Origin of the sequence: Aliivibrio sp. EL58 (assembly GCF_900312675.1) — a bacterium.
Classification (GTDB): Bacteria; Pseudomonadota; Gammaproteobacteria; order Enterobacterales; family Vibrionaceae; genus Aliivibrio.
In genome coordinates this window covers 1,327,447-1,353,588 of record NZ_OMPC01000009.1, presented here as the reverse complement: position 1 = coordinate 1,353,588, position 26,142 = coordinate 1,327,447, and the positions used below count along the sequence as shown (strand labels likewise).

The window sequence follows — 26,142 nt, the reverse complement described above, 5'->3', positions numbered from 1 at the left end:
GTTCTGAATGGAAGGGCCATCGCTCAACGGATAAAAGGTACTCCGGGGATAACAGGCTGATACCGCCCAAGAGTTCATATCGACGGCGGTGTTTGGCACCTCGATGTCGGCTCATCACATCCTGGGGCTGAAGTCGGTCCCAAGGGTATGGCTGTTCGCCATTTAAAGTGGTACGCGAGCTGGGTTTAGAACGTCGTGAGACAGTTCGGTCCCTATCTGCCGTGGGCGTTGGATGATTGAAAGGGGCTGCTCCTAGTACGAGAGGACCGGAGTGGACGAACCTCTGGTGTTCGGGTTGTTACGCCAGTAGCATTGCCCGGTAGCTAAGTTCGGGATCGATAAACGCTGAAAGCATCTAAGCGTGAAGCGAGCCTTGAGATGAGTCATCCCTGATACTTTAAGTATCCTAAAGGGTTGTTGAAGACTACGACGTTGATAGGCAGGGTGTGTAAGTGCTGCGAGGCATTGAGCTAACCTGTACTAATTGCCCGTGAGGCTTAACCATACAACACCCAAGGGGTTTTGAACGGATTTGAAGTTGCAAGAACGATATTGAATGTGATTAAGAACAGCTCTTTATATAGAGAAACAGCTTTCCGAATTAAAGAATTTGCTTGGCGACCATAGCGTTATGGACCCACCTGATCCCATGCCGAACTCAGAAGTGAAACGTAATAGCGCCGATGGTAGTGTGGGGTTTCCCCATGTGAGAGTAGGACATCGCCAGGCTTTAAATTAGTTTTTATCTTTTTAAAGATAAAAACAGAATAAAACATAATATGTTTTATTTAAGTAATAGCATTATGCTGAATAGACACTGCGGAGTGGTAGTTCAGTTGGTTAGAATACCGGCCTGTCACGCCGGGGGTCGCGGGTTCGAGTCCCGTCCACTCCGCCACTTATTTATAGTTAAGTCTTTAAAATTACTACAGGGGTGTAGCTCCAACTGGCAGAGCAGCGGATTCCAAATCCGCGTGTTGGGAGTTCGAATCTCTCCACCCCTGCCATACTTAAGAAGGCTCATATCGAAAGATATGAGCCTTCTTACTGTTTGGAATTTGAGAAAAGAGCTGCTTATTCCCCTACCATAAGAACATATACTTTCTACTACCAACAGCGTGTATCTTCTCCTGAACCAACTCCTGCTGCATTAAGGTTCAATATCCCACAAGCGTCTTTATCTTGTCCTAAATTACCCTGTGGAGTGGCTGATAAGATGTAGGTGTTGATCCCTGATCCTGTGAGATCATAAGATAAATGGTATCTTTTATTATCAATGTCACACACATTATCGATTAAACAAGAACCTATTTCTTTATTGATAACTAATTCTAGCAAAGCTTTATATCGATCTTTTGCCGTTGCTTCTGCTCTTGTTGAATATAAACTTTCAATATGAAGTTGGGTCTTGGTTAATGCGGACATAGCTTCCATTCGATGACTTTTTAATACGTGTACCATGTAACTAGGATAAGCAACCGTTGCCAAAATAGAAATTATTGCAACAACGATAAGTAATTCGATCAATGTCACGCCATGATGAAACTTGAGTGCTTTTGATATACTGAAAATTCGAATCATTCCGATAACTCATTGAAAGATAATATAACTAGTTTTAAACAGTGCTACTCTTCCTAGCAAGATGAAAATTCCAAATCGGAATGTTGCAAAGGAAATTGCGAAATGCCTCGCGGCTTTACTTTACTTGAATTACTTATCACTATTATTGTACTTGCCACTTTGTTGATGTCAGCGGTGCCGAGTTTTTCTTATCTTCTTGAACAGCAAAAAATAAAACGCCTATTAGGTGACCTAGAAGGTTTTTTAATTCAAGCAAAGTCAGAATCAGTACTGCAAAATAAAGCGCTTAAGATTTTTTACATAAAGGAAACGAATGATTGGATACTCTCTCTTAACCCTGAGGACAGTTCATTAACAACGATTTCTGAAGCTCAAATTTCTTCTATTACTTATTTACATTCAACAAATTACCCTCAGTTAGTACTCTCCTCAAACATGTCATCGCTTGTATTAAACCCTGTTAGAGCCACTCCCCATATGCCAGCCAGTTTTTTGCTTTATAAAGATAGAAGTAAAAAATTGAAACTATTAATTCACCATATTACGGGGCGGATCAGAATATGTTCTGAAGGGGAGGATCACTATGGTTATAAGAAGTGCTAGACAAAAACAATGTGGCATTTCTTTGATTGAATTGCTTGTTGCTTCTACTATCGGGATTATAGTGCTAACGCTTATTGGGAGTATCTATTTAAAGGGACAAAAGTTATATGCAGATAGAAGTCAGAACCTTCTATTAATTCAAGAGCTTAATGATGCATTACGCTTTATAAAAGAAGAGAGCCATCGAGCTGGCTTCAATGGAAGTAGTCACTATTCAGCGGTGCTTTCTGGAGCAAGTAACGTCATACACGTTTCAGGTGAGCAATTAAGTTACGTTTATAAAACGTCAGAATTACCTGAGCAATGGCGAGGTATTAGCATAAAATATGCGTCTGACACATTAAAAATATGTACGAAATCTAACTTGTCATCGATACCCGATATTAATTTTTGTACTCGTTTTTATTCTTTATTAGATACAGATATTATGACGATGACGGATTTTACACTTGTTCAAACCTCTCTTAATCGCTCGGTGAGTTCTGCTTATTTATCTATATCTGCAACCGTAAAGCTTAAAAATACCTCTCATCAACACTCCTCTAAAATTCAGCTTACGCAGAGGAACTGGCAATGATAATCAAACAACAAGGTGCAATTACCTTACTTGTATCGAGTGTTATTTTAATGGCTTCTTTAATACTTTCCTTAGCAAGTTATAAGCATATTTTTTATCAAATAAAACGAGCTCAAAATGAAATTGAAGCGAGAAAGGGCTATTGGGCGGCAGAAGGAGGGATTGAATGTGTATATGCAAAAGTAACGGCATTAGGGATGCTTCCTCATGGGGATATTGAAGAGTGCAAACCGTTATCTTTAAGTTCACTAACTATCGTTAAAGAGACTAACTATCAAATTGAATCAGTGAAGAATGCTCAGAGAGTAAGAAAGACCTTTATCATAGGAGGAACTGGTGGTGATGGCGTCATTAAATCATCATCGAATTTGTATTTTCATAGCAGTATTTCAATAGATGTTCCCGATCCTGTTCGTTTAGGTAACGATGGTTGGGAGTGTATCGCAGTGAGATATAAAAATTTGATCGACGCCAATGGCAGTGTTGTAAACCAAGGTGTGAAAACAAGTATTACATCTAGTCGAGACTTTAATCACCAAGGTAAAGATTGTAACACTGGCTATAAAACGAATACCTCAATGGGAAGTCTAGGGCTTAAATCAGATTTCAAACAAGATGTCTCGATCTCTCCATTTAAAGATATTTTTGGTATAGACCCCAGTCAGCATAATACTATCAGAGATAATGGTAAATTTACTGTGTTATATGGAGGAGAAACACCTGCAGGAAAACGCTTATCCAATTGTGGTACGCAATTAATAAATAAACTAAATGCCAACAATAAGTTTATTTGGGTTGAAGGAAGTTGTGAGATCACTTCAGTGGAATACCAAGGTTTTTCTGAGGCGATGAATAAGCATACGGATGGCAGTTTTATTATGATTCATGATGGATCGTTTTCTATTATGGGGGCTCCAAATGGTGTTATTGCAAAAGAGATGAAAGGGGTTCTCTTCCATTTTAACTATGATTATAAAGTACCTAAAGATGGTTCAAATTGGATAGGTACGGATACTTACAACTTCTTATACCCACATGGAGGAGTTATAAATTCTATTTTCCCATCGTCTTTTTTATCTAGCGCTTCGTTTTATCAACATGGCGCCTTTACATTAAATGGCGGACAATTTTTTGATACGCAAGATCAGTCAGCCATTTTTTATACTAGTGCTAGTTTTAAATATAATAGCGATATTATCCAAAACCTTATTTCTGAACTAGTTCAACCGCGCTGGAAAGAGGGATCGTGGCATGATTTTTAAGCAGCAAGGTTTTAGTTTACTAGAAGTTCTTATTTCGTTTGTTTTACTTACTGTCGGTGTCATTGGCTTAATTAAGCTACAAGTATTTATTGATAAAAAGTCAGAATACGCTGCAGCCAGTATTGGTGCATTATATGCTGCAGAATCAAAGTTAGAGTATTTTAGAATCCGATCAATAGATGGTGAAGGCGGGACGATTTCATTTAGCTCTATTGCAACAGAAGAGTCAGCAGAATTAATTAATGGGTATCATGTCACTTGGTCTGTTTTTGATAGTCTGCCAACAATTATTTCAGGGGTAAGTATCGTTAGTTTAAAAGAGATACAAGTAAAAGCGCAGTGGGAGAATAGGTGGGGTGAAACTCAAGAGGTGGTCTTACAAACGATGCTATCACGGTACAGTGAGTTTGATTAGACCCAGAGTATTCTGAGTCTAATCAAGTAATTAAGCAATAAATGGCAGTGCAGCACCAATCGCAATAAAGAAACTCACCAAACCTACAATCGGTAGTTTAAGTACCTTCAATAATGCAAAACCAATAATTACTAATGCCATATCTAGCCCCGAGCCTACAGCACTTGTAAATACAGGGTCATACAATGCAGCGATTAGCAAACCGACTACAGCAGCATTAATTCCTGTAATTGCCCCTGCTAATGCTGGTTTTTGGGCAAGAACTTGCCAATGACTAAATACCCCAAGTACTAATAAAAATCCCGGTAAGAAAATAGCTACCGTTGCAATTAAAGCACCAAGAACAGGTTGCTCACTCCATAGCTCGTAGCCTAAGAAAGTAGCAAAGGTAAACATTGGGCCAGGAACCGCCTGTGCAGCAGCATAGCCAGTTAAAAAACTATCAGTGCTAATTTGGTCACCAACAATATTTTGCAGTAATGGAAGTACTACGTGACCACCGCCAAAGACTAAACTACCAGCTTGGAAAAAATCAGAAAAAAGCACCAACAAAGGTGAATGATTAACAATAGCTGGTAAAGCAAAGAAGCAAAGCCCAAAGACAACTAGCGGTATCCAATTAATACCTTTGGATTCTTTTTTAACTTCAGTAGGTTGCTCTGATTTTAGATAAACTCGTCCAACGATAGCGGCAATTAATAAGGCAATTAATTGAGTGCTTATAGAAGGGAGAATTAATAACAAGCTCGCCGTCATAATACATAAAAGTACGGTGATTTTGTCCTTACAAAAACTCTTATACATTCCCATAATTGCATCAGCAACGACAACAACGGCTAATAATTTTAATCCATGAATGATGCCTTCAAAGATGTCATTACCAAAGAATGAATGGCTTATATTTGCTAATAAGACCATGATAAGAATGGAAGGCAATGTAAAACCAATTGATGCGAGTAGAGCACCAAAGAGTCCTTTTCTGTGGTAACCCAAAGCAAAACCCACTTGGCTTGAACCTGGCCCTGGTAAGAACTGACTTAAGGCGATCAGTTGAGCGTATTCCTCTTCAGTTATCCAACCACGCTTTTGAACAAATTCATTTCTGAAATAGCCAATATGAGCAGCTGGCCCACCGAAGCTAACCCAACCTAAAAGAAAAAATCGTTTAAATATTTCAAACATAATGTACTCAGCTTTTTGATGTGTCATCCAAATTTGGATATTCAGTTTTGATGGAAGTAAGATTACGAGTTACTATCCAATTATTCAAATCGATTAAATTACTACTAACTATGAATGAAATTAATTGGAAAGCAGTGGATCTTAATTTATTGGTCGTGTTTAGCGCATTAATGGAAACAAAAAGTGTTTCATTAGCGGCGAATAAATTATTTGTTGGGCAATCGGCGATGAGCCACAGCCTCTCTCGCTTGCGTGAGTTGTTGCGTGATCCTTTGTTTGAACGACAAGGGCATAAAATGATCCCAACAGCTAAAGCTAATCAGCTCTATCCAATGATCACTCAGGTATTACAGACAATTTCAGGGGATATTTTAAAAGTAGATAGATTTGAAGTGAGTGAATTTACTGGTACGTTTAAAATCGGAATGACGGATTACGCAGAGCTTCTTTTTGCCGCTGATATATTTGATGCAATTCATCAATTAGCACCAAATGCACAGCTCTGTTTCACCACGGTAGATAAAGCTAATTACCAAGATAGATTTGATTCAGAGCCGCTTGATTTAATCATTGGTAGCATGAAACCAGAACAAAAAGAGTTTCAATACCAAACGTTATATACCGAAAAACACGTATGCATGTGGGATGGCATGAGGCATCAATTTAAAGCACCAATTAGTCTGGCTGATTACATTTCTTTACCCCATGCGCTAGTGAGTCCTGATGGAGCATTAAAAACTGGTGTAGATAAAGAGTTAAAAGCGTTAGGGGTGAATCGTGCAGTTAGCGTTGCATCTAAACATTTTTTAACTATTAGACACTTAATGAAAAAAAGAGATTTAATTTGTGTAGTACCTGAGTTAATGGCTCAGCTTGATCTTTTTTCAGAAAAATTAGTGCATTCAGAGCCACCAATTAATGTAGGTGAGTTTGATATTCAATTAATTTGGCAGACAAGAAATAAAGAAAATAAACGCTATCAATGGCTCAAAGAGCTACTCATTCAAACCATTGAAAAAAGCGTTAATACTTATCGAACTTAATGTTCGATTACTATTTGGGTTTAATGTCTATCGCCCAAAAGCGTCTTTAATTTTTTCATCTGTTCTATATTGGCTTAGCGCATAAACCGACCAAATAGCAGCAGGGATCCAACCAATTAAGGTTATTTGTAAGATAAGACAAATGATGCCGCTAAATGGACGACCTATAGTAAAAAACTGTAACCAAGGCAGTAATAAAGCAAGTAATAGTCTCATTGAGTTTCCTATATAAATAAAAAATGGCCAGTAACTATTTAGTTACTGGCCATAATATTATCTTGGTCTTCATGAATGGAGAATGAATATACTCAAATCATGCAACGAAAAATTAGTTATTGCTGTGTAATTCGCTGTTTAGTTCAACTGCAGATTTATTAGTTAAACATTCGATTTGACCAGTGATAGAGTTGCGACGGAACAGAAGGTCTGTTTTGCCAGCAAGATCACGAGCTTTCGCTACTTCAACTTCTTTACCTTGGTTGTCTAGCATGCTTACTTTTGTGCCAGCAGTAACATATAGGCCAGATTCAATCGTACAACGATCACCCATTGGGAAACCAAGACCAGCATTTGCGCCAAGTAGACAGTTCTCACCAATAGAGATAACCATCTTACCGCCACCAGAAAGTGTACCCATGATAGAAGCACCACCGCCAATATCAGAGCCATTACCGACAACAACACCCGCAGAAATACGACCTTCAACCATGCTCACGCCAGTAGTACCAGCGTTAAAGTTGATGAAGCCTTCATGCATAACTGTAGTGCCTTCACCTACATGTGCGCCTAAACGAACACGTGAAGTATCAGCAATGCGGATACCAGTAGGAACAACGTAATCCACCATTTTAGGGAATTTATCAACACAATCTACAGTCAGAGTTTCGCCTGCTAGACGAGCTTCGATTTGACGGTCTGCAAGTTCAGGAAGATCGATAGGACCTTGGTTCGTCCACGCAATATTGTGAAGAAGGCCAAAGATGCCGTCTAATACTGTGCCATGTGGTTTAACTAAACGGTTAGAGATAAGTTGAAGCTTTAAGAAACCTTCAGCAACAGATTGAGATTGCTCATCAGTCGCTAGAACAACAAGAACAAGAGGTTGTTTAGATTGAACTGCTTTTTCTGCGAACGCAGCATTAGCCACATCACCGTTTGCTGCAAATGCATTAGCAAGTTCAGTACAAACTTCAGAAGAAATTTCGATAGCCTGGTTGCCTTCAGCATAACCACTTGCTTGAGCAATAGAATTAACTAGCGCTTCAGAAGGGTTTAATACTGGGTGTGGGAAAAATGCTTCAATGATTTTATTGTCGCGGTTTTTTGTCGCTGTACCAAAGGCAAGAGCAAAATGAGCCATGTAATAATTCTCCATTTCCATATAAATATTAGTATTTAAAAATAAATCTTACTTCACATCATAAAGAGAGTTGCTGTGATATAGAAGGGCGAAAGTAATAAATATTTACTAAGAATGAAGAAAATGTGTAAGAAAGGGGAAATAGATAGGTAGAAGTTAAAAAACAAAATAGCAGCTCATTAGGCTGCTATTAGTATTTGAAGTGGTATTCTTTTTTGAATTAAGCGGCGTCAGACTCTTCGTCTTTTACTGCTTCAATCTTTGTCTTTTTAGGCGCAGGTTTACGTTTTGCTCCTAATGCAACTAATACATCTTCTTTATGTTTTGCTAGGTAAAGAGACAACTCTTCTTGCTTCTCTTCATCTTCAATTAAATTACTTTCATTTAGCAGAGTAAAAAGTTCATCTGCAACATCCAGCATTTTGTCATAAGCATCGGCTTCAGTCTTAGAGGTAAAAGTCATCTTCTCTTCTCCGTTGCGCTCAACTACATATTTGACGATAACAGCCATGGTCGTCTCTCCTTTAAAATTAACTGGTGTTTTATACAGTAAATAGTTTTTTTTGTCCACTTTAGCGGGGTAAAGTCAGATAGAGTTAACGTTTAATAAATAGAATTTATTTTTTTAGCTTAAAAAATAGTTGAGTAATTAAATTTAAAGCTGTATTTTAAATGCAACTTTAAAATAAAGGTCTCCATCTATGTCAGATTTTGAATTGAAACATAAAGCGACGACAAAAACTTCAGAACGGATTGCTTATAAAATCACACAATGTTTAAAATTTCTTTTAAATATTTTTTATGGTTCACAGTACGCGAAGAGAGCAGTAATTTTAGAAACAATAGCCGCTGTTCCGGGTATGGTTGCGGGTATGTTCAATCATTTAAAAGCGTTACGTCGAATGAAAGATGATGAAGGATGGATCCGAGAGTTATTAAGTGAAGCTGAAAATGAAAGAATGCACTTAATGATCTTTTTAGATATAGCTAAACCACGTTGGATAGAACGAACGTTAGTTTTATTAGGGCAAGGTGTTTTTATGGTGGTTTATAGCTTTATTTATCTGCTTTCATCAAAAATAGCACACCGAGTCGTTGGGTATTTTGAAGAAGAGGCATGTAAAAGTTATACCGAATACTTAGCGAAGATTGATGAAGGTGTGGTTGAAAATGAAGCTGCGCCACAAATAGCAATTGATTATTACCATTTACCAAGTGATGCATTATTGCGTGATGTGATTCTGAAAATTCGTGATGACGAAGCAAAGCATCGAGATCGTAACCATTCATTTGCAGATGCTTACGAAACTCACGATCTTCCAGCTCACCAACGCTAAATACTATTTACAAATGAGGCAGTTTTGCCTCATTTTTGTTGGATGAAATTCATAAAATATTGCAGTAACGGTGTTTGGTATTTTTCTTTGTGTACAAGTAACCAGTATTGTCTGGCCAGCGTTTTGTTATAAGGGAGTTTAACCAAGCGACCATCATTTATCGCATTTTGAGCAGCAAGTTGAGATAAACACGCTAACCCCATATTTTGTGAGCAACAGTTAATTATCGCTTCAGTGGTATGTAGTTGTAATGATTCATTCCAATCGCTCAAATTAGCGGCGATATGGTTAATAAAATATTCTCGGCTACCAGAGCCTTCTTCTCGTAATAACCAAGTTGAATGCTCTAAATCATCGAGGTTAACTCTATTCTTAGTTGCTAACGGATGAGAAGGGGCGCACACTAAATACATATCGTCAGATTGCCATTCAATCATATTTAATTTTGGATGATGCGCTTTACCTTCAACTAAGCCTATATCTAATTGAAATTCCAATAATCTATTTATAATTTGTGCAGTATTAGAAATAAACAATTGTTGGATATCGCAAGGGTGTTGTTGCTGAAACTTATTTAATAATACAGGTGCAATGTGATTACCAATCGTGTCACTAGCGCCAATGTTTAATGAACCCGTCAATTGACTATCCGCCGTAAATTGGTGCTCGATAGCCTCTGCTCGTTCTAGTAATTCATCCGCCAAAGGAAGGAGTTGGCGGCCTTCACTATTTAATACTAACCGATTATTTACTCGATCAAAGACCTTGTAGCCAAGGTTTTTTTCTAATTCAGAGAGCGAAAGGCTTACCGCAGGCTTAGTGATAAAAAGTCGCTCTGCTGCTTTAGTCATTGTTTTTTCTTGGGCGATAGCAGTAAATACATTCAGTTGTTTTAGTGAAATTCTCATGACAGGAAGTCCTAATAAATAAAATTTCAATCGTTTAATTTATCTTAACCTAAGTTTAAATTTATTCAAATTTTATTAATGATAAACAAGAAGTAAAATAGCTTCATCGTTAAATAGCAAAGAGAACAATGTCATGCTTAATTACACAAAACAAAAAGTAGCAGGTGCACCAACGCCAATGGCAGGGTTAGCTCTTGGGATTGCCAGTTTAGGTTGGTGTTGGGAGAATGCATTGCCTCTAAATGGTTATGCGCAATGGATCTCAGCAGCAATCGCTTCAGTATTATTACTGGTATTAGCGATTAAATTTTTATTACATCCATCGGTATTATGGAGTGAACTTGCTCACCCTGTTGTCGGCAGCGTAGCTCCAACATTTGCGATGGGTGTAATGGTAGTTTCAAGCAGTATCGGTCATTTTTCCCCAGCAGCGGGTAATGCATTGTGGCTTGCGGCCGTTGCTATCCATATTATCTTTTTAATCTCTTTTATTTATCATCGAGCAAAAGATTTTGAATTACACCATATGGTACCAAGTTGGTTTGTTCCGCCGATTGGCATTGTGGTAGCAGACGTCTCTTTCTCTGGCGCACCAACCCTTGCTCCTGTGGCTCACTGGATACTGATGTTTGGCTTAATTAGCTATGCAATCATGCTACCAATAATGATCTATCGTTTGATTTTTTGTCATGAAGTGCCTGATGCTGCAAAACCAACAATTGCCGTTATGGCTGCACCAGCAAGTTTATCGCTAGCCGGTTACCTAACTGTAACTGCTTCGCCATCCCCTGTAATTATTGCGCTTTTATTTGGTATTGCAGTGTTGATGACCAGTGTGATTTACATGGCTTTTATCAAACTAATGAGATTACCATTTAGCCCTGGCTATGCAGCATTCACCTTCCCAATTGTTATTAGTGCAACAGCCTTATTTAAAACGGCTAATTGGATGTTATCTCAAGGTATTGCAGCAGATTATATTTATCAAGTTAGAACTCTTGCTGTTGTAGAGTTAGTTGGTGCAACCTGTGTGGTGAGTTATGTAGCTGCACACTATCTAGCGCATTATCGCCCAATTACACGCATTACAAATCGTTTAATAAACCCTAAACATGCGCACTAATTAATACGCTTTTTTTCTCTTAAAACACATCCAGTTACGTTAAGCTATAGAGACTTTCATTTCTTTATAAGCGAGCTGGGTGTGTTTACTGTTTATCATTCAAATCAACTTGATGTTCTTAAATTACTTGTCGTTAAGTTAATTCGTCTTAACCCTCTAGATAACCCATTCGAACAAGAACAAATCCTAGTTCAAAGCCCTGGTATGTCGCAATGGCTTAAAATTGAGCTTGCCAAAGATCTTGGTATTGCGGCTAACCTTACTTTTCCACTTCCTGCTACTTTTATTTGGGATCTGTTTACTCAGGTTCTTGATGATGTGCCAAAGCGTAGTGCTTTTCACAAAGAAGCCATGACATGGAAGATAGTGACACTATTACCTGAGTTATTAAAACAAGATGAATTTGCACCTCTACAGCGCTATTTAGAAAATGATGAAAACCAACTTAAGTGCTACCAATTGGCTGCAAAAATTGCCGATATCTTTGATCAATATTTAGTATTTCGCCCAGAGTGGATCCAAAAGTGGGAAGCGGGTGAAGAGGTCGCTGAATTAGAAGGTGAACACCCTTGGCAACCTATTTTATGGCAAGCCTTATATGATCAAACCTTAGCCTTGGGACATTCTCCTTACCATCGTGCCAATATGTTTGAGCATTTTATCGAAACGTTAGATAACTACCTACAAACGGGAACCTTGCCAAAAGGGATGCCTAAGCGTTTGTTTGTGGTGGGCATTACTTCGCTTCCTCCTCGTTATTTAGATGCGCTTGCGGCGTTAGGTCAGCATATTGATGTGCATTTAATGTTTACCAATCCTTGCCGTTATTACTGGGGCGAAATTCGAGACAGAAAGTATCTTGCCTGCCTAGAAGCGCGTAATCGTCTGCAAGTTAAGTGGTTAGATGATCATAGTGAGCAAATTGGTGATACCGAACAATTAAAAGGTTCGGTTGATGCGAATTTTGAAGATGAACTACATACTTCAGAGGTGGGTAATTCACTGCTTGCATCATGGGGTAAATTAGGTCGAGATAATCTATGTCTATTATCTGAAATGGAAGCACAAGAGATTGATGCTTTTGTTGATGTTGGTAGCGATAATCTGCTGCACTCCATTCAGTCGGATATTTTAAATCTGGAAGAGCGCAGTCGTGATGATGTGCTTGATAACAGTCAGCATAAACAATTAATCGATCCTAATGATCGCTCGATTCTTTTGCATTCATGCCATAGCCCAATGCGAGAAGTTGAAGTATTGCATGATCAATTATTGGATATGTTTGCCAATGATCCAGAATTAAAACCTCGCGATATTATCGTTATGGTGGCAGACATAAATGTCTACAGTGCAGCGATTCAAGCGGTATTTGGTAATGCGGCTTTTGATCGTTATATTCCTTTTGCGATTTCAGACCAAAGTGCTGAGCAAGAAAACCCAGTGTTATTGGCTTTCATGAGCTTAATGGCTTTACCTGAGAACCGCTGTGGCCTTTCTGAGCTATTAAGTTTGCTTGAAGTGCCTGCGGTAATGTCTCGTTTTAAATTTACAGCTGAGCAATTTGAGATAGTAAAACGCTGGGCTGAAGAAACCGGTATTCGCTGGGGATTAGATAACAGTACCTCTGTCCATTTTGATCTTCCAGAACACAATCAAAATTCATGGCTATTTGGTATCCAAAGGATGTTACTGGGTTATGCCATGGAGCAAGATGCTGGTTTATTTGAAGGCATGGCGAGTTACGAACAAGTACAAGGTATGAATGCCGAAATCGCTGGCAACTTGGCGCACTTTATTGATCAGCTTTTGACTTATCAGATCACCCTAGGCCAAGCGCAAACCATTAGTGCATGGCGAGCCATTATTAACCAATTAATGGATGACTTTTTAAACGTAGAGTTAGAAGGGGAGTTGGTCGTTAAAAACATTCGAGATCAACTGCAAAAGCTAGAAGATAACTTAGAAGACGCTGGTTTTGATGCACCAATCTCTGCGCCAATTATTAATAATTATCTAAAAAATAATTTATCTGGCGGTAAAGCGAGTCAACGATTCTTAGCCGGACAAGTTAATTTCTGTACCTTAATGCCAATGCGCTCTATTCCATTTGATGTGGTATGTTTGCTTGGGATGACGGATGGCTCTTACCCACGAACTATGCCTGTTGAAGGTTTTGATTTAATGCAGAAACGCATGAAACCGGGTGACCGCTCACGTCGTGATGATGATAGATATCTGTTTTTAGAAGCGCTGCAATCGGCTAGTAAAGCCTTCTATTTAAGTTATATTGGTCGTTCAATACGAGATAACACAGAGAAAGCACCATCAGTATTAATCAGTGAATTACTTGAGTATTGTCAGCAAAGTTACTGCTTAGAAGGTGATGAATCATTAAACCCTGAAGAGTCAGCAAAACGGTTAGTTACACAATTAATCATAGAGCATCCTTTGGTTCCTTACAGCCAACAGAGTTTCATTGGTAATAACACCAGTTATGCCAGTGAATGGTTACCTACCGCAAAATTAGAAGGCCAAGCAGCGCCACAATTTCAGACAGAACCATTGATATACGCCCCTGAAACAAAAGAGCTAGAGCTTACTGAACTGCAACGTTTTTGGCGTTTACCTGTCGCTTATTTCTTTAACCGTGGATTGAAGGTATTTTTTGAAACGGTAGAGAGTCAAGTCGAAGATGATGAACCATTTTCTATTGATGGTCGTACAGGTTATGGCATGAAATCAGAGTTGCTAGAAGCGTTATTGGCCTATGATGATCCTAACCAAGTTTCTCAAATAAGTCGTGATTTTTATCAGCAACAAAAAGCGCAAGGTAAACTTCCTATTGGTAGCTTTGGTGAGATAGCGGCAGAGAAAGAAGTGAACACGGTAAAAGACTTAGTCACCCATATTCAGCCATTAACGACATTACCTTTAGACGATCAAGAAGTGCGTTTACGCTTTACTTTCCCTCATGGTGAAATGGAACTGCAAGGTTGGTTGAAGCAACGCTACCAAGCCGGAATGCTACGTTATCGTGGCGGTAAAATTCGCTCTCATGAAATTTTAGCAACCTGGATTGATCATCTGTGTTTATGTGCTATGGGCCAGCAGCAATTTACTCACCTATTTGGTACGGATGCGATTTATCACTTTGAAGCTATTGATGCAGAAAAAGCGTATCAACATTTAGAAAATATATTAACTCTTTATATCTCAGGTAACTGTGCCCCGTTAATTTACTTACCAAAAGCCGCATTAGCAGGACTTGAAGCGCACGTTGATAAAAAAGGGGTATGGAATGATGACGAAGAAACGCATCAAAAAGCACTGAAAAAAATGGCTGATGAATACAACGGTACTCGCTTTGCCGGCGAGAACAGTAATGACTACGTAATGCGTATGTGGCCGGAATGGAATGATGAGTTTGGTCAGGCAATTTTTGATAATGCAAAAACGGTATTACACGATGCGTTATTGCATAGCGAAAAAGAAAAGTTATAAGTGATGATAATTGGTAATCAGTCAGAAGTAGGGTGGCCGCCAGTAAATCATTTTTAGTGTAGGGCGTTCGCTGTACGGCCACAGGTCAGAGGTTGACCGAATCCTGATTACAAGTGCACGTTTAATGAGCTCTTTGTAAGTGGCGCTGAGTGTAACAAAGCATAAAAAGTGAACCGTGAGAAAGATCTCACATTGATAGCTTTATTAATTTTATTATCGTTGTTCCTAATGAATTACGATATGGATCACACAGATATCTTGTAAAAACAGGATGTTGATGTTTAAAACGGTGATGTTTGATGACGACAATCGCAGCTCCAAATCAATTGAATGCAATGACGTTTCCTTTACATGGAACACGTTTAATTGAAGCTTCAGCCGGTACCGGTAAAACCTTTACTATTGCCAGTTTATATTTACGTTTATTACTTGGCCATGGCGAAGAAAATAGCCGTCATAGTGAAGAGTTAACCGTAGATAGAATACTGGTAGTTACCTTTACTGAAGCAGCAACGGCTGAGTTGAGAGAGCGTATTCGAGCAAAAATTCATGATGCTCGTTTAGCCTTTGCTCGTGCTGTGCATAACAATGGTTATAAGAGTGGTGATCCGGTTATTGATCCACTGTTGGCATCTATTGGTGATCATAAGTCAGCAGCGCAGATCCTTTTGAATGCTGAACGCAGCATGGATGAAGCCTCAATCTTCACCATTCATGGCTTTTGTCAGCGAATGCTAACCCAGAATGCCTTTGAATCTGGTGCGCAATTTGAGAGTGAGTTTGTTACCGACCAAGCCAAATTAATGCATCAAGTGGCTGCGGATTTTTGGCGTCGCAGTTTTTATCATCTACCAAAAATGGTGGCTGAAAGTGTTTATGATTGTTGGTCAAGTCCATCTGCTTTATTAGGTGATATGGGCAATAGTCTTACTGGTGTCCCAAAGCATTTAACCGTTGAGCCACTTGAGAGTTCATTAGAAGAATTTTGCCAGCAAGGCATTGCTCGTATTGATGAATTAAAAAAACAGTGGTCAGAACATAGTGTCGATTTTGAAGCGCTAATTTCAGGTTCAGGTGTAGATAAACGCAGCTACACTAAAAAGAATTTACCAAATTGGTTAGAGCAAGTGTCATCGTGGGCCAATAACCCAACAACCTCATTGCAAGTACACGATAAGTTAGAAAAGTTTTCTCAAGAATTATTAATTGAAAAAACCAAAAAAGGTGAAGCGCCAGAGCATGCAGTATTTAAACTCATTGATGATTTTCTGGCTCAGCCATTAGAAATCAAACAGCCGCTGTTATCACTGGCTATCCATCAATGCCGTAAAACCTTACAGCAGGCGAAAGAGCAAAAAAATTGGTTATCGTTTGATGATCTGTTAAGTCAGTTATCTGAAGCTGCAGAAAATAAAGAAAACGCCTTATTGTTAGAAAAAATCCGCGAGCAATATCCAGTCGCTTTGATCGATGAATTCCAAGATACCGATCCTCTGCAATATTCGATTTTTAGTACACTTTATCAAGATCAGCCACAGTGTGGTTTATTTATGATCGGCGATCCTAAACAAGCGATTTATGCTTTCCGTGGTGCGGATATTTTTACCTATATTCAAGCTCGCCGCCAAGTTGCTGATCATTACACCTTGGATACTAACTGGCGCTCAACCGCAGATATGGTGTCGTCAGTGAACCGTATTTTTGAACATGGCAAACAGCCTTTTTTGTACGATGACGATATTCCATTTTATCCGGTTAAATATAACCCTGTTAATGCCGAGCAAAAATCATGGGCGTTAGAGAACCAAACTCAGCCCGCGATGACTTTTTGGTTGCAAGAGAGTAAAGATGGTAATCCGGTAAATAAAACCAGTTATCAGCGTGTTATGGCAGAATCAACTGCGGCACAAATTCAAACTATTTTGACTGGTGCGCAGCAAGGCTCAGCGTATTTACAAAACGGAGAGAAAAAACAAGCGATCAAAGCGGGTGATATTGCGGTTCTAGTTCGTACTGGTAAAGAAGGTAAATTAGTTCGTGAAGCCTTATCAAAACAAGGTATCGCCAGTGTCTATTTATCTAACCGTGATAGCGTATTTTCTTCTCCATTAGCTAAAGATGTATTGCGTTTATTGCAAGCGGCCATGACGCCGACAGATGCGCGAGCAGTGCGTTCAGCATTAGCATCGTCATTATTTGCTTATACCGCCGATCAACTGCATCAATTTAATGTCGATGAAATGCAGTGGGAGCAAGCAGTTAATGAGTTTCGCGCCTATCGTAAGCATTGGCTACAGCGCGGTATCATGCCTATGTTGCATCAAATCATTACCCAGCAAGGGATCTCTGAGCGCTTATTGGCTGAAAATGGCGGTGAACGTCAACTGACCGATTTACTACATATCGGCGAGTTGCTGCAACAAACCAGTCAAACCTTAGACAGTGATTATGGTTTATTGCGTTGGTTATCTGAGGCTATTTCAGAGCCTAATGGTGATTCAGAAGAGCAGACGGTACGCTTAGAATCAGAGCGTAACCTGGTGCAAATTGTTACGATCCATAAATCAAAAGGGTTGGAATATGACTTGGTATTTTTACCGTTTGTTTGTTCTTATCGTGCGATAGATAAAAAAGGTGAAGTCAGTTTTTATGATGAAGATAACCGTTACTCAGTATTGGATTTATTAAAAGAAGATGATTCTGTCGAAAAAGCAGAGAAAGAGCGTTTAGCCGAAGATTTACGTTTGATTTATGTAGCACTGACTCGTGCGGTTTATGCCTGTTATATCGGCATGGCGCCAATCACGAAAGGCATCTCGAAAAAGCCACCAACAGGTGTTCATCTATCGGGCTTAGGGTATCTAATTCAACAGGCGGATGAATGTAATGTTGAAGAGCTACAAGCGTGTCTTGAAAAGCTGATTGCAGGCAATTCGCCTATGGTGATCCAATCACCTCAAACGGTAACCGACGAGTTATACCAAGAAACTCAGGATGATCATAGTGAGTTACATGCCAGTAAATTAATTGAACCCGTTAAGAGTAATTGGTGGATGACCAGTTATTCAGGCTTGGTAAAACAAGGTAATCATCATAATGATGCCTCGTTAGAACTCATTAATTTGGATATCGATTCAGCTGAAGATAAAGACGAGAAAGAGTTAGATTTAGAGCCAGAGCGCACCATCTTTACTTTCCCTCGCGGTGCCAGAGCGGGTACGTTTTTACACTCATTATTTGAAGAGGTTGAATTTACTCAACCCATTAACAGCGAAGAAAATACACAAATAATTATTAAGCTTCTAGAGAAAGAAAATTACGATGTTGAATGGTTAGAGGTCGTTCAAACCATGATGCAGCGAGTGTTAGATTGCCCGTTGGATGGCCAAGATTTATGTTTATCAAATAAAGGCCCAACTCAACGCTTGGTCGAAATGGAGTTTTTACTTCCTATCACGTTATTGAACTCAAGCTTGGTTAATAAAACTATCGCGAAACATGATGAAGTTTCAGCACGAGCAGGGGATCTTGGTTTCTCTACGGTTAGCGGCATGCTAAAAGGTTTTATCGATTTAGTGTTTGAGCATGAAGGTAAATATTACGTTCTCGATTGGAAATCAAATCATCTGGGAGACTCCCCAGAATGTTACGGTGGAGAAGCCTTAGTTGAGGCGATGCGAGATCACCGTTATGACTTCCAATACCAATTATATGCTTTAGCGCTTCATCGATTCTTGAAAAGTCGCATTGCCGATTATGACTACGATACGCATTTTGGTGGTGCGTATTATATTTTCTTGCGCGGTGTTGAAGAGACTCACGAGGGGTATGATGCCAACGCTAATGGCGTATTTTATTCAAAACCGAGCAAAGTATTGTTAGAAGAGTTAGAGAAATTGGTAGATGGAGAAACAATCGATGCTTAAGCAATTACAACACTTAATGGCTCATGGTGTACTTCGCCCATTGGATCTTCAATTTGCTAAATTTATCGCTCAACAAGAAAAAAATAGCGATAAAAATCTCATCATGCTGTTGTCTGCGATTACAAGTCATGAGTTAGGAAAAGGTCACGTCTGTATTGATATTGAGCAGATAGAACAGGGCGACCTTTTTACCTTACCTGCGAAATATCGTGATGCGCTATTAGAATTAGTTCCAGAAAAAAGTAGCTGGATTTCTGAGTTAACCAATGCTTCTACAGTATCAAATGGTACAGAAGCAAAGCCTTTAGCCTTTGATGGTGCTCGTTTGTATTTACAACGTTACTGGGCATTTGAACAACGAGTATCTAATCGTATTACTAAAGCGGCGCAAAGTGTTGCGGTAAACCTTCAGTTATCGAATACGTTGGATGAGCTATTTGCCCGTCAGTATCATTTCTTATTTTCAGCATTGAAAAAGTTAGAGAATAATAACCAAGTTTCTCGCCAACAATTAGTGTGCGATATGCTTGATGTTGTTCAGTCTGATGATCTGGATTGGCAGGCAATTGATGCAATTCTGTTAGCGGCGACTAAATCTTCTGAATTAGAAACGTTAGATCAATTAATTCCAAATAACCACTGTGTTAATTGGCAAAAAGTAGCAGCAGCTGTGGCGTTAACTCGTCGATTCTCTGTTATTTCTGGTGGTCCAGGAACGGGTAAAACAACCACAGTAACCAAGCTTTTGGCCTCCTTAGTGACACAAGCTCAGCAGGATAATAAAAGCATAGCGATTAAACTGGTTGCTCCAACCGGTAAAGCCGCGGCGCGTTTGACCGAGTCCATTGGTCAGGCGGTACAATCCATTGGTTTAGCACCTGAAGTGAAAGAAGCGATCCCAACTGATGCGAGTACACTGCATCGCTTACTTGGCTATATTCCCAATCAAGTGGATTTTCGTCATAACAAAGCCAATCCATTACACCTTGATGTATTGGTGGTGGATGAAGCGTCTATGGTCGATTTGCCTATGATGGCACGACTACTCGATGCGGTACCAGAGCATGCTCGCGTCATTTTATTGGGCGATAAAGATCAGCTTGCTTCGGTTGAAGCGGGAGCGGTGTTAGGTGATATCTGTCAGTTTACCAAAATGGGTTACAGTCAGAATCAAGCCCAACAATTATCTCAATTAACAGGCTTTAATCTACCGGCACAGTCGCATAATAACGCGGTTGCAGATAGCCTATGTATGCTGCAAAAGAGCTACCGTTTTGATGCGCGTTCAGGTATTGGGCAACTTGCCAAAGCCATTAATGAAGGCAGTAAATTTAAAGTAGAAGCTGTATGGGCCAAAGGGTTCTCAGACATTCGTTTTCATGATTTAAGTAATGATAGCTATAACGCAATGATCACCATGATGGTTAATGGTTACCGTAGTTATTTAGGTCATATTCACGCAGGTGATAAACCAGAAGTTGCATTGAAAGCCTTTAACCAAATTCAATTATTATGTGCAATGCGAGAAGGGGATTTCGGCGTTGTTGGTTTAAATCAACGTATTGAGAAAGCGCTGAAGAAATCCGATTTAATTCCTCATGGTGATGAAATTTGGTATTCAGGTCGTCCTGTCATGGTCACACAAAATGATTATGGCGTTGGTTTGTATAACGGTGATATTGGTATCGCAATGCCAGACCCTGTTGATCAACGTTTACGTGTTTATTTTGATATGCCAGACGGTTCAATTCGTGGTGTGTTACCAAGCCAGTTACCTGAGCATGAAACCGTTTATGCCATGACGATCCATAAATCTCAGGGCTCTGAATTTGAACATACTGTCTTGGCATTACCTGCTGAGTTCAGCCCAATTTTAACCCGAGAGTTAATTTATACTGGTGTGACTCGAGCAAAGAAAAAACTCGATCTGTTCGCAACAGAAAAAGTGGTGGCTCGAGGGGTGATGATTAAAACTCAGAGGAATAGTGGCTTAACGTCGTTGATGAGTTAGAGCAATAACAGTGGCTAGTAAAGGAAATAGTAGTCACTGTATTATTTCATATACGTAATAGTGATTTTCGTCAGCACCTCTAGTAAATCTTGAATAAATGCCTATAATTGCGCCTCTAAAATTCGGAAGGAATGCCGGATATTCTGTTTTTATTCCAATGTTATAAATTAGATGATTGATTACATTGGGTCTAAGGCGTTCACTTATATGTTTAAGTTACTTGTTTCAATGCCGCCTGCGATGGCGCTTATCATTGCGATTATTTCAGAAGTAATAGCAACCTCTTATATTCCTAAAACAGAGCAATTTACTAAGCTATCTCCAAGTATAATTGTCGCTGTGGGTTATGCGATTGCTTTCTTTTTACTTTCAGTAACAGTAAAAACCATGCCTGTAGGAATTGTTTACGCAATATGGAGTGGTGCTGGAATTGTGCTAGTGGCGGGTATTGGATACTTTGCGTATGGGCAAAAACTAGATTTACCTGCAGTAGCGGGAATAGCCCTTATTCTATCTGGTGTACTCGTTGTTAATTTATTTTCTAACACTGCTGGTCACTAGAGTTTAAGCTGATACCAATCTACATAAGTATTTGATCATTCTTGCTTGTTAAAATCGATTTTTCCTACGCAATTATCTGAACAACTATTTATCCAGAATGGTATTACTCATTTTTATAATAAAGGCCGCAACGGAATCACTCCATTGCGGCCTTTATTTATTATTGAGTCTTTAATACTAAAATTTTCGATTTACGCTGAAAGTTGTACAGTTTCTGCTTTGTCATTGGTAAGTGTGAAACATCAACTTCAACGAAGCCTTGCTCTCTAAACCAGTGGAGACTGCGAGTGGTCAGAACAAATAGTTGTGATAATTTGAACTGTTTTGCTTTAGTGCGTAAACGGGTAAGTAAGGTAACTCCGCGGTCACCATCTCTATAATCTGGATGAACGGCAACGCAACCCATCTCTGCCATTCCGTCTTCAGGAAAAGGATATAAAGCAGCGCAAGCAATCACTAACCCATCTTTTTCTATAATCGTAAATTGGGCAATCTCTTGCTCTAATTGTTCTCGAGATCGACGAACTAAAATACCTTCTTCTTCTAATGGATGGATTAAATCCATAATGCCACCGATATCATCAATCTCAGCATCACGAATTTGCTCTGAGCTCGCCATAACAACTTGAGTTCCAATACCATCAAAAGAAAATAGCTCTTGGATTAATGCGCCATCTTCTTTGTAACTGATCAAATGGCTACGAGGAACACCCGCTTTACATGCAGTGATTGAGCCTTTTAAAAATCGAATGGTTCCGGTTGAATTACCATCATTTAGATCTATGTTCTCTTCTAATCGTTTAAGAATAACTTCTGCTTCACTTGGAAATAGCTCTGCTAAAATTTGCCCATTTTCATTCAAAACGCCTTGCTCAGAACAAAATCCAATGAGTTTGTCTGCGTTCAGACGAATAGCAAGTTGTGTTGCGACATCTTCTGAAAGTAAGTTAAAACACTCACCAGTAACGGAGCTAGCAACAGGGCCAAGTAGAACGATAGATTGTTGGTCGAGCATTCTATTTATACCGTTAGTATCGATACGACGTACACGACCGCTGTGACAGTAATCGACACCATCATCAACACCAAGAGGTTGAGCAATAATAAAGTTGCCACTAATGACATTAATTTGTGCACCAGCCATCGGTGTATTGTTTAAACTCATCGATAAGCGGGCGGTAATATCGAGCTGAAGCTGACCTGCTACTTGTTTGACGAGCTCTAAGGTTTGCTCATCAGTAATTCTTATTCCTTTGTGGAAAGGCGCATGATGAGCAGTTGACTTAAGTTGTTCACGCATTTGAGGGCGAGTACCGTAAACAATGACAATACGTAAACCGAGTGAATTTAAAAGCGCGATATCATTAACGATGTTAGCAAAGTTAGGATTAGCAATGGCTTCGCCACCAAGCATAATCACAACGGTTTTATCGCGGTGAGCATTTACATAAGGAGCTGATTGACGAAAGCCTTTAACTAGCGCTGTGCTACGAAATTTCACTATACTTCATCCATGAGTGATTTTTTATGTTGTTATAATGACTATTTATTTACTTATCTACAAGTGTTTAGTACAAGGTCACATAAGTTTTTCTTAATATTTCTATTATTTGCCGATATGCTTATATATCTGTTGGTTTTATTAGGCATTACAATGAGTCAAGCTCAAGAAAAAGAGTTGAGAAAAAGAAAAATCCGATTAATGCTATTAATTGGTTTTGTTGCTGTGGGTTTAGTTGCTTCGATACTTGCGGCAATGTTTAGAGCGGGTGTTTTTGCACAAATGCCTGCGTCTCAATTGTATGGTAACTGGGTTGAGCAAGGAGTCCCAAGTTATGCTCGAGACAGTTTTACTATCAGTGCTGGTGGAATTTATACTCATGGGCGTCTAATTAGTACTAAGTTTGATTTTGATGGTAGTCAATTAAGCTATAAGCATGGTGGAACAACATACATCTATATGGTTGAAGATAATGATGGTGCGCAATTGCTTCGAACTAAACCTACGCATTATAAATCCAGCTTCCGTAAACAATAATCGTTATACCTTCCAAGTAAGTACTTTGCAGTGACTTACTTGGATAATTCCCCACAAGTTTGTGTCAAGTTTTGTTAAAATTCTCCTTTTCTTACATTTATTGCAGTGTAAGGAATTGCTCTCCCTCTATTTGTTTGTCATTCTTCTCGCACTATTTATCAATAAGGCTTTATTGTGTTTCGTAAATTTTCTCTTGTATGTGTTCTTCTTGCTCTAGGTGGTTGTGCTGATCGTCCTACGGATCGCGCTCAGCAATATCTTGATGGTGGATTCAGTAATAACTTAAACGAAGTTAATGAGATTGAATCGGATAAGCCTTCTGATTTTAGTGCCTTTAAAAAACAAAGTGCAGAAGTTATTAAGCGTTCTGAGTCGATGTCATTACGTTATGAAGAACTGTACGTTCAATTGCAAAAATGGATCGATGAGAGCTCTAATCCAGCAGAGCTTTCAACCTATGGTATTCAATTTGCTCAAATGGGCGGCGGTGACAAGCAGGGGAATGTAATGTTCACTGGTTACTTTTCTCCTGTGATTGAAATGCGTCACACGCCAAATGAAACGTTTAAATATCCAGTTTATGATAAACCTGATTGTGGTTCAGATTGCCCAACACGAGCAGAAATTAATGCAGGTGCATTATCTGGTTTAGGTTTAGAGCTTGGTTACTCTGACAATATGATTGACCCATTTATTATGGAAGTTCAGGGTAGTGGCTTTATTCATTTTGGTGATGATGACAAGCTTCAGTATTTTGCCTACGGTGGTAAAAATAATCACCCTTACGTAAGTATTGGTAAGGTATTGATTGAGCGTGGCGAAGTTGAACGTAAAGATATGTCACTTAAAGCAATTAAAGAGTGGGTTGCTAAAAATGATGAAGCGACGGTTCGTGAGCTGTTAGAAACCAACCCATCTTATGTGTTTTTCTCTCCACGAGACGCTCACCATGTACTAGGTACGGCTGGGATCCCTTTACTTGCTGGCGCGGCGGTTGCGGCGGATCGTACTTTATTGCCTATGGGAACCCCTATACTTGCAGAGGTACCTCAATTAGATAAAGACGGTAAGTGGACAGGTAAGCATGTGTTGAAAGTATTATTGGCATTAGACACCGGTGGAGCAGTAAAAGAAAATCATTTAGATCAGTATTATGGAATGGGATCTGAGGCGGGTATTGCTGCGGGTCACTTTAAACATTTTGGTCGTGTTTGGAAATTAGGCTTAATCGATACGGAAACAGAAAACCCGTGGGTAATGCCGAAAAAGAAATAATCGACATTGAACCTTGATCTTCTAAAAAAGAGTGCGTATAAATCGTGCTCTTTTTTGTTTTTGAGTAAGGTAACCCCATGCGCGAATTAACCACTCCTGCTTCTGAAAGTTATGACCAACGTTTTGGTGGCACTCGCCGTTTGTATGGTAATAGTGAAGTAGAAATTATGCGTGCTGCACATGTATGTGTTGTAGGTATTGGTGGTGTAGGCTCTTGGGCTGTTGAAGCGTTAGTTCGTACTGGCCTTGGTGAGATTACCTTGATTGATATGGATGATGTATGCGTCACTAATATTAATCGTCAAATTCATGCAATGACAGGTACTATTGGTCAAAGTAAAATTGAAGTAATGGCTGAACGTATTAAATTAATCAATCCTGAATGTAAGATTAACTTAATTGATGACTTTATTACGCCTGAAAACCAAGCTGAATACATTTCTAAAGAGTTTGATTACGTGCTTGATGCTATCGATAGCATGAAACCTAAAGCGGCATTACTGGCTTATTGTAAGAGTAATAAGATTAAAGTGATCACGACGGGTGGGGCGGGTGGTCAAACCGATCCGACTCAAATTCAAATCACTGATTTAACCAAAACAATTCAAGACCCATTAGCGAAAAAATTGCGTGACACTTTGCGTCGTCATCATAATTTTACGAAAAATCCAAAGCGTAAATTTGGCATTGATTGTGTCTACTCAACAGAGCATTTGAAATACCCACAAGCGGATGGCTCTGTATGTGCGACTAAAGCAACTGCTGACGGCCCAAAACGTATGGATTGTGCGAGTGGTTTTGGTGCAGCTACGGTGGTAACTGCGACCTTTGGTTTTGTTGCGGTGTCGAGAATTGTAGAGAAGTTGATTGAAAAGCACGGTAAATAGGGACTAGGATTCAGGACGGTCGCAAGCTCCCTCAAGGTTTCAGGTATAAGCGCTATTATTCCAACGCTCTCCCTGAATCCTTCAAGCGAAGCGGCCTTAAGCCTGCTCTATTAGTTCATTTATCGTTTCAATGATAGCTTTAAGTCCATTACCACGTGATGGGCTTAAATGTTCAATTAGCCCTAATTGAGCAAAATACCCATCCATATCAAACGTGCTAATCTCTTGTGCCGTTTTATTATTAACCGCAGCCATTACTAACGCGATAAGTCCGCGAACAATTCTTGCATCAGAATCAGCACAGAAAAAATAAACCCCATCGATTACTTCATGCTGTAGCCACACTTTGCTTTCACAGCCTGAAATCGTCACATTATCTTGTTGCAGTTCTTCAGGCATTTTAGGCAGTTTTTTACCTAATTGAATTACGTTACGGTAACGATCTTCCCACCCTTTTGCTTCACTCATTAAATTGAGAACAGTTGTGTGAGTAATATCAAAACCAAAAGGTGAAGATGGGAATGTAGACATAAATAAAATACCTTAAATTTG

General features: G+C 39.3%; 22 protein-coding genes, 2 tRNA genes and 2 rRNA genes. 18 read left to right on the top strand and 8 right to left on the bottom strand.

Translation table 11 applies throughout. The features are described from left to right. The 4 genes from ED622_RS17135 to ED622_RS17120 form a co-directional block, all read left to right on the top strand. A 23S ribosomal RNA gene (locus ED622_RS17135) occupies positions 1-505 on the top strand; the annotation flags it as partial. 108 nt (positions 506-613) lie between these two features. Further along, positions 614-729: ribosomal RNA gene (gene rrf / locus ED622_RS17130) — 5S ribosomal RNA — on the top strand. Positions 730-821: 92 nt separating this feature from the next. Beyond that, positions 822-898 (top strand) — tRNA-Asp (locus tag ED622_RS17125). A 32-nt stretch (positions 899-930) separates the two neighbouring features. Next, positions 931-1,007, top strand: a tRNA-Trp gene (locus ED622_RS17120). A gap of 100 nt (positions 1,008-1,107) precedes the next feature. Here ED622_RS17120 and ED622_RS17115 read toward each other — a convergent pair. Beyond that, positions 1,108-1,581, bottom strand: coding sequence for a type IV pilin protein (locus ED622_RS17115; RefSeq protein ID WP_122036090.1), 474 nt, complete (start codon positions 1,579-1,581; stop codon positions 1,108-1,110). 102 nt (positions 1,582-1,683) lie between these two features. Here ED622_RS17115 and ED622_RS17110 point away from each other — a divergent pair, with 102 nt between their 5' ends. The 4 genes from ED622_RS17110 to ED622_RS17095 are packed head-to-tail and all read left to right on the top strand — an operon-like array spanning position 1,684 to position 4,438. After that, positions 1,684-2,184, top strand: a complete 501-nt coding sequence (locus tag ED622_RS17110) for a prepilin-type N-terminal cleavage/methylation domain-containing protein (RefSeq protein ID WP_122036089.1) — start codon at positions 1,684-1,686, stop codon at positions 2,182-2,184. After that, a complete protein-coding gene (locus tag ED622_RS17105) occupies positions 2,165-2,761 on the top strand; it encodes a PilW family protein (protein WP_122036087.1) in 597 nt (198 codons plus the stop codon). Before ED622_RS17110 ends, ED622_RS17105 begins: the two co-directional genes overlap by 20 nt. Further along, positions 2,758-4,023 (top strand): hypothetical protein, encoded by a 1,266-nt coding sequence (locus ED622_RS17100; RefSeq protein ID WP_122036085.1) that lies wholly within the window; start codon positions 2,758-2,760, stop codon positions 4,021-4,023. The genes ED622_RS17105 and ED622_RS17100 overlap by 4 nt, the downstream gene beginning before the upstream one ends. Beyond that, the gene (locus tag ED622_RS17095) at positions 4,013-4,438 is read left to right on the top strand and encodes a prepilin-type N-terminal cleavage/methylation domain-containing protein (RefSeq protein ID WP_122036083.1); all 426 of its coding nucleotides are present in this window, start codon (positions 4,013-4,015) and stop codon (positions 4,436-4,438) included. Before ED622_RS17100 ends, ED622_RS17095 begins: the two co-directional genes overlap by 11 nt. 30 nt (positions 4,439-4,468) lie before the next feature. Here ED622_RS17095 and chrA read toward each other — a convergent pair whose 3' ends face one another. Beyond that, positions 4,469-5,620 (bottom strand): chromate efflux transporter, encoded by a 1,152-nt coding sequence (gene chrA, locus ED622_RS17090; RefSeq protein WP_122036171.1) that lies wholly within the window; start codon positions 5,618-5,620, stop codon positions 4,469-4,471. Positions 5,621-5,670: 50 nt separating this feature from the next. Here chrA and ED622_RS17085 point away from each other — a divergent pair, with 50 nt between their 5' ends. Continuing rightward, entirely contained in the window at positions 5,671-6,663 is a 993-nt protein-coding gene (locus tag ED622_RS17085; RefSeq protein WP_122036081.1) for a LysR family transcriptional regulator, read from the top strand. Between the two features lie 27 nt (positions 6,664-6,690). On the opposite strand, the gene ED622_RS17080 is transcribed toward ED622_RS17085, so the two are convergent. The 3 genes from ED622_RS17080 to ED622_RS17070 all read right to left on the bottom strand — a co-directional run bounded on the left by ED622_RS17080 (position 6,691) and on the right by ED622_RS17070 (position 8,534). Next, positions 6,691-6,879 carry a YqaE/Pmp3 family membrane protein gene (locus tag ED622_RS17080; RefSeq protein ID WP_045101342.1) on the bottom strand — a complete coding sequence of 63 codons (189 nt, stop codon included), beginning with the start codon at positions 6,877-6,879 and terminating at the stop codon, positions 6,691-6,693. A gap of 112 nt (positions 6,880-6,991) precedes the next feature. Continuing rightward, positions 6,992-8,023 (bottom strand): 2,3,4,5-tetrahydropyridine-2,6-dicarboxylate N-succinyltransferase, encoded by a 1,032-nt coding sequence (dapD, locus tag ED622_RS17075; protein WP_045101343.1) that lies wholly within the window; start codon positions 8,021-8,023, stop codon positions 6,992-6,994. Positions 8,024-8,243: 220 nt separating this feature from the next. Continuing rightward, positions 8,244-8,534 carry a YebG family protein gene (locus ED622_RS17070; protein ID WP_122036079.1) on the bottom strand — a complete coding sequence of 97 codons (291 nt, stop codon included), beginning with the start codon at positions 8,532-8,534 and terminating at the stop codon, positions 8,244-8,246. 190 nt (positions 8,535-8,724) lie between these two features. On the opposite strand from ED622_RS17070, the gene ED622_RS17065 reads away from it, so the two are divergent. Further along, on the top strand, positions 8,725-9,360 hold the full coding sequence (locus tag ED622_RS17065; protein WP_122036076.1) for an alternative oxidase: 636 nt from the start codon (positions 8,725-8,727) through the stop codon (positions 9,358-9,360). Positions 9,361-9,389: 29 nt separating this feature from the next. Here ED622_RS17065 and ED622_RS17060 read toward each other — a convergent pair whose 3' ends face one another. Then, positions 9,390-10,268: a LysR family transcriptional regulator gene (locus tag ED622_RS17060; RefSeq protein WP_122036074.1), complete on the bottom strand. Its 879-nt coding sequence runs from the start codon at positions 10,266-10,268 to the stop codon at positions 9,390-9,392. A 133-nt stretch (positions 10,269-10,401) separates the two neighbouring features. On the opposite strand from ED622_RS17060, the gene ED622_RS17055 reads away from it, so the two are divergent. The 5 genes from ED622_RS17055 to ED622_RS17035 all read left to right on the top strand — a co-directional run bounded on the left by ED622_RS17055 (position 10,402) and on the right by ED622_RS17035 (position 21,390). Beyond that, the gene (locus tag ED622_RS17055; RefSeq protein ID WP_122036072.1) at positions 10,402-11,391 is read left to right on the top strand and encodes a TDT family transporter; all 990 of its coding nucleotides are present in this window, start codon (positions 10,402-10,404) and stop codon (positions 11,389-11,391) included. Between the two features lie 81 nt (positions 11,392-11,472). Continuing rightward, positions 11,473-14,892, top strand: coding sequence for an exodeoxyribonuclease V subunit gamma (recC, locus tag ED622_RS17050; protein ID WP_122036070.1), 3,420 nt, complete (start codon positions 11,473-11,475; stop codon positions 14,890-14,892). A 299-nt stretch (positions 14,893-15,191) separates the two neighbouring features. Continuing rightward, positions 15,192-18,818, top strand: a complete 3,627-nt coding sequence (recB, locus tag ED622_RS17045; RefSeq protein WP_122036068.1) for an exodeoxyribonuclease V subunit beta — start codon at positions 15,192-15,194, stop codon at positions 18,816-18,818. Further along, complete coding sequence (gene recD / locus ED622_RS17040; RefSeq protein WP_122036066.1) at positions 18,811-20,829, top strand: exodeoxyribonuclease V subunit alpha; 2,019 nt, start codon at positions 18,811-18,813, stop codon at positions 20,827-20,829. The genes recB and recD overlap by 8 nt, the downstream gene beginning before the upstream one ends. Before the next feature lie 228 nt (positions 20,830-21,057). After that, entirely contained in the window at positions 21,058-21,390 is a 333-nt protein-coding gene (locus tag ED622_RS17035; protein WP_371413447.1) for a multidrug efflux SMR transporter, read from the top strand. Positions 21,391-21,550: 160 nt separating this feature from the next. Here the strand turns inward: ED622_RS17035 and argA are convergent, their stop codons facing one another. After that, the gene (gene argA / locus ED622_RS17030; RefSeq protein ID WP_122036062.1) at positions 21,551-22,891 is read right to left on the bottom strand and encodes an amino-acid N-acetyltransferase; all 1,341 of its coding nucleotides are present in this window, start codon (positions 22,889-22,891) and stop codon (positions 21,551-21,553) included. A 153-nt stretch (positions 22,892-23,044) separates the two neighbouring features. Between argA and ED622_RS17025 the strand changes: the two genes are divergently transcribed. The 3 genes from ED622_RS17025 (at position 23,045) to tcdA (ending at position 25,590) form a co-directional block, all read left to right on the top strand. Then, positions 23,045-23,428, top strand: a complete 384-nt coding sequence (locus ED622_RS17025; RefSeq protein WP_122036060.1) for a DUF2850 domain-containing protein — start codon at positions 23,045-23,047, stop codon at positions 23,426-23,428. Between the two features lie 174 nt (positions 23,429-23,602). Continuing rightward, positions 23,603-24,703, top strand: coding sequence for a murein transglycosylase A (gene mltA / locus ED622_RS17020; protein ID WP_122036058.1), 1,101 nt, complete (start codon positions 23,603-23,605; stop codon positions 24,701-24,703). Between the two features lie 77 nt (positions 24,704-24,780). Continuing rightward, entirely contained in the window at positions 24,781-25,590 is an 810-nt protein-coding gene (tcdA, locus tag ED622_RS17015; protein WP_122036055.1) for a tRNA cyclic N6-threonylcarbamoyladenosine(37) synthase TcdA, read from the top strand. A 96-nt stretch (positions 25,591-25,686) separates the two neighbouring features. Here tcdA and csdE read toward each other — a convergent pair whose 3' ends face one another. Then, positions 25,687-26,121, bottom strand: coding sequence for a cysteine desulfurase sulfur acceptor subunit CsdE (csdE, locus tag ED622_RS17010; RefSeq protein WP_122036053.1), 435 nt, complete (start codon positions 26,119-26,121; stop codon positions 25,687-25,689). Between the last annotated feature and the right edge of the window lie 21 nt (positions 26,122-26,142).

What these genes read in the sequence shown, in the direction of transcription:
- ED622_RS17060 (WP_122036074.1), bottom strand. Translation starts at nt 10,268, where the DNA reads ATGAGAATTTCACTAAAACAACTGAATGTATTTACTGCTATCGCCCAA.
- chrA (WP_122036171.1), bottom strand. Translation starts at nt 5,620, where the DNA reads ATGTTTGAAATATTTAAACGATTTTTTCTTTTAGGTTGGGTTAGCTTC.
- csdE (WP_122036053.1), bottom strand. Translation starts at nt 26,121, where the DNA reads ATGTCTACATTCCCATCTTCACCTTTTGGTTTTGATATTACTCACACA.
- dapD (WP_045101343.1), bottom strand. Translation starts at nt 8,023, where the DNA reads ATGGCTCATTTTGCTCTTGCCTTTGGTACAGCGACAAAAAACCGCGAC.
- ED622_RS17105 (WP_122036087.1), top strand. Translation starts at nt 2,165, where the DNA reads ATGGTTATAAGAAGTGCTAGACAAAAACAATGTGGCATTTCTTTGATT.
- ED622_RS17110 (WP_122036089.1), top strand. Translation starts at nt 1,684, where the DNA reads ATGCCTCGCGGCTTTACTTTACTTGAATTACTTATCACTATTATTGTA.
- ED622_RS17095 (WP_122036083.1), top strand. Translation starts at nt 4,013, where the DNA reads ATGATTTTTAAGCAGCAAGGTTTTAGTTTACTAGAAGTTCTTATTTCG.
- tcdA (WP_122036055.1), top strand. Translation starts at nt 24,781, where the DNA reads ATGCGCGAATTAACCACTCCTGCTTCTGAAAGTTATGACCAACGTTTT.
- ED622_RS17025 (WP_122036060.1), top strand. Translation starts at nt 23,045, where the DNA reads ATGAGTCAAGCTCAAGAAAAAGAGTTGAGAAAAAGAAAAATCCGATTA.
- ED622_RS17070 (WP_122036079.1), bottom strand. Translation starts at nt 8,534, where the DNA reads ATGGCTGTTATCGTCAAATATGTAGTTGAGCGCAACGGAGAAGAGAAG.
- ED622_RS17055 (WP_122036072.1), top strand. Translation starts at nt 10,402, where the DNA reads ATGCTTAATTACACAAAACAAAAAGTAGCAGGTGCACCAACGCCAATG.
- recB (WP_122036068.1), top strand. Translation starts at nt 15,192, where the DNA reads ATGACGACAATCGCAGCTCCAAATCAATTGAATGCAATGACGTTTCCT.
- ED622_RS17115 (WP_122036090.1), bottom strand. Translation starts at nt 1,581, where the DNA reads ATGATTCGAATTTTCAGTATATCAAAAGCACTCAAGTTTCATCATGGC.
- ED622_RS17035 (WP_371413447.1), top strand. Translation starts at nt 21,058, where the DNA reads ATGCCGCCTGCGATGGCGCTTATCATTGCGATTATTTCAGAAGTAATA.
- recD (WP_122036066.1), top strand. Translation starts at nt 18,811, where the DNA reads ATGCTTAAGCAATTACAACACTTAATGGCTCATGGTGTACTTCGCCCA.
- ED622_RS17065 (WP_122036076.1), top strand. Translation starts at nt 8,725, where the DNA reads ATGTCAGATTTTGAATTGAAACATAAAGCGACGACAAAAACTTCAGAA.
- ED622_RS17080 (WP_045101342.1), bottom strand. Translation starts at nt 6,879, where the DNA reads ATGAGACTATTACTTGCTTTATTACTGCCTTGGTTACAGTTTTTTACT.
- ED622_RS17085 (WP_122036081.1), top strand. Translation starts at nt 5,671, where the DNA reads ATGGAAGTAAGATTACGAGTTACTATCCAATTATTCAAATCGATTAAA.
- ED622_RS17100 (WP_122036085.1), top strand. Translation starts at nt 2,758, where the DNA reads ATGATAATCAAACAACAAGGTGCAATTACCTTACTTGTATCGAGTGTT.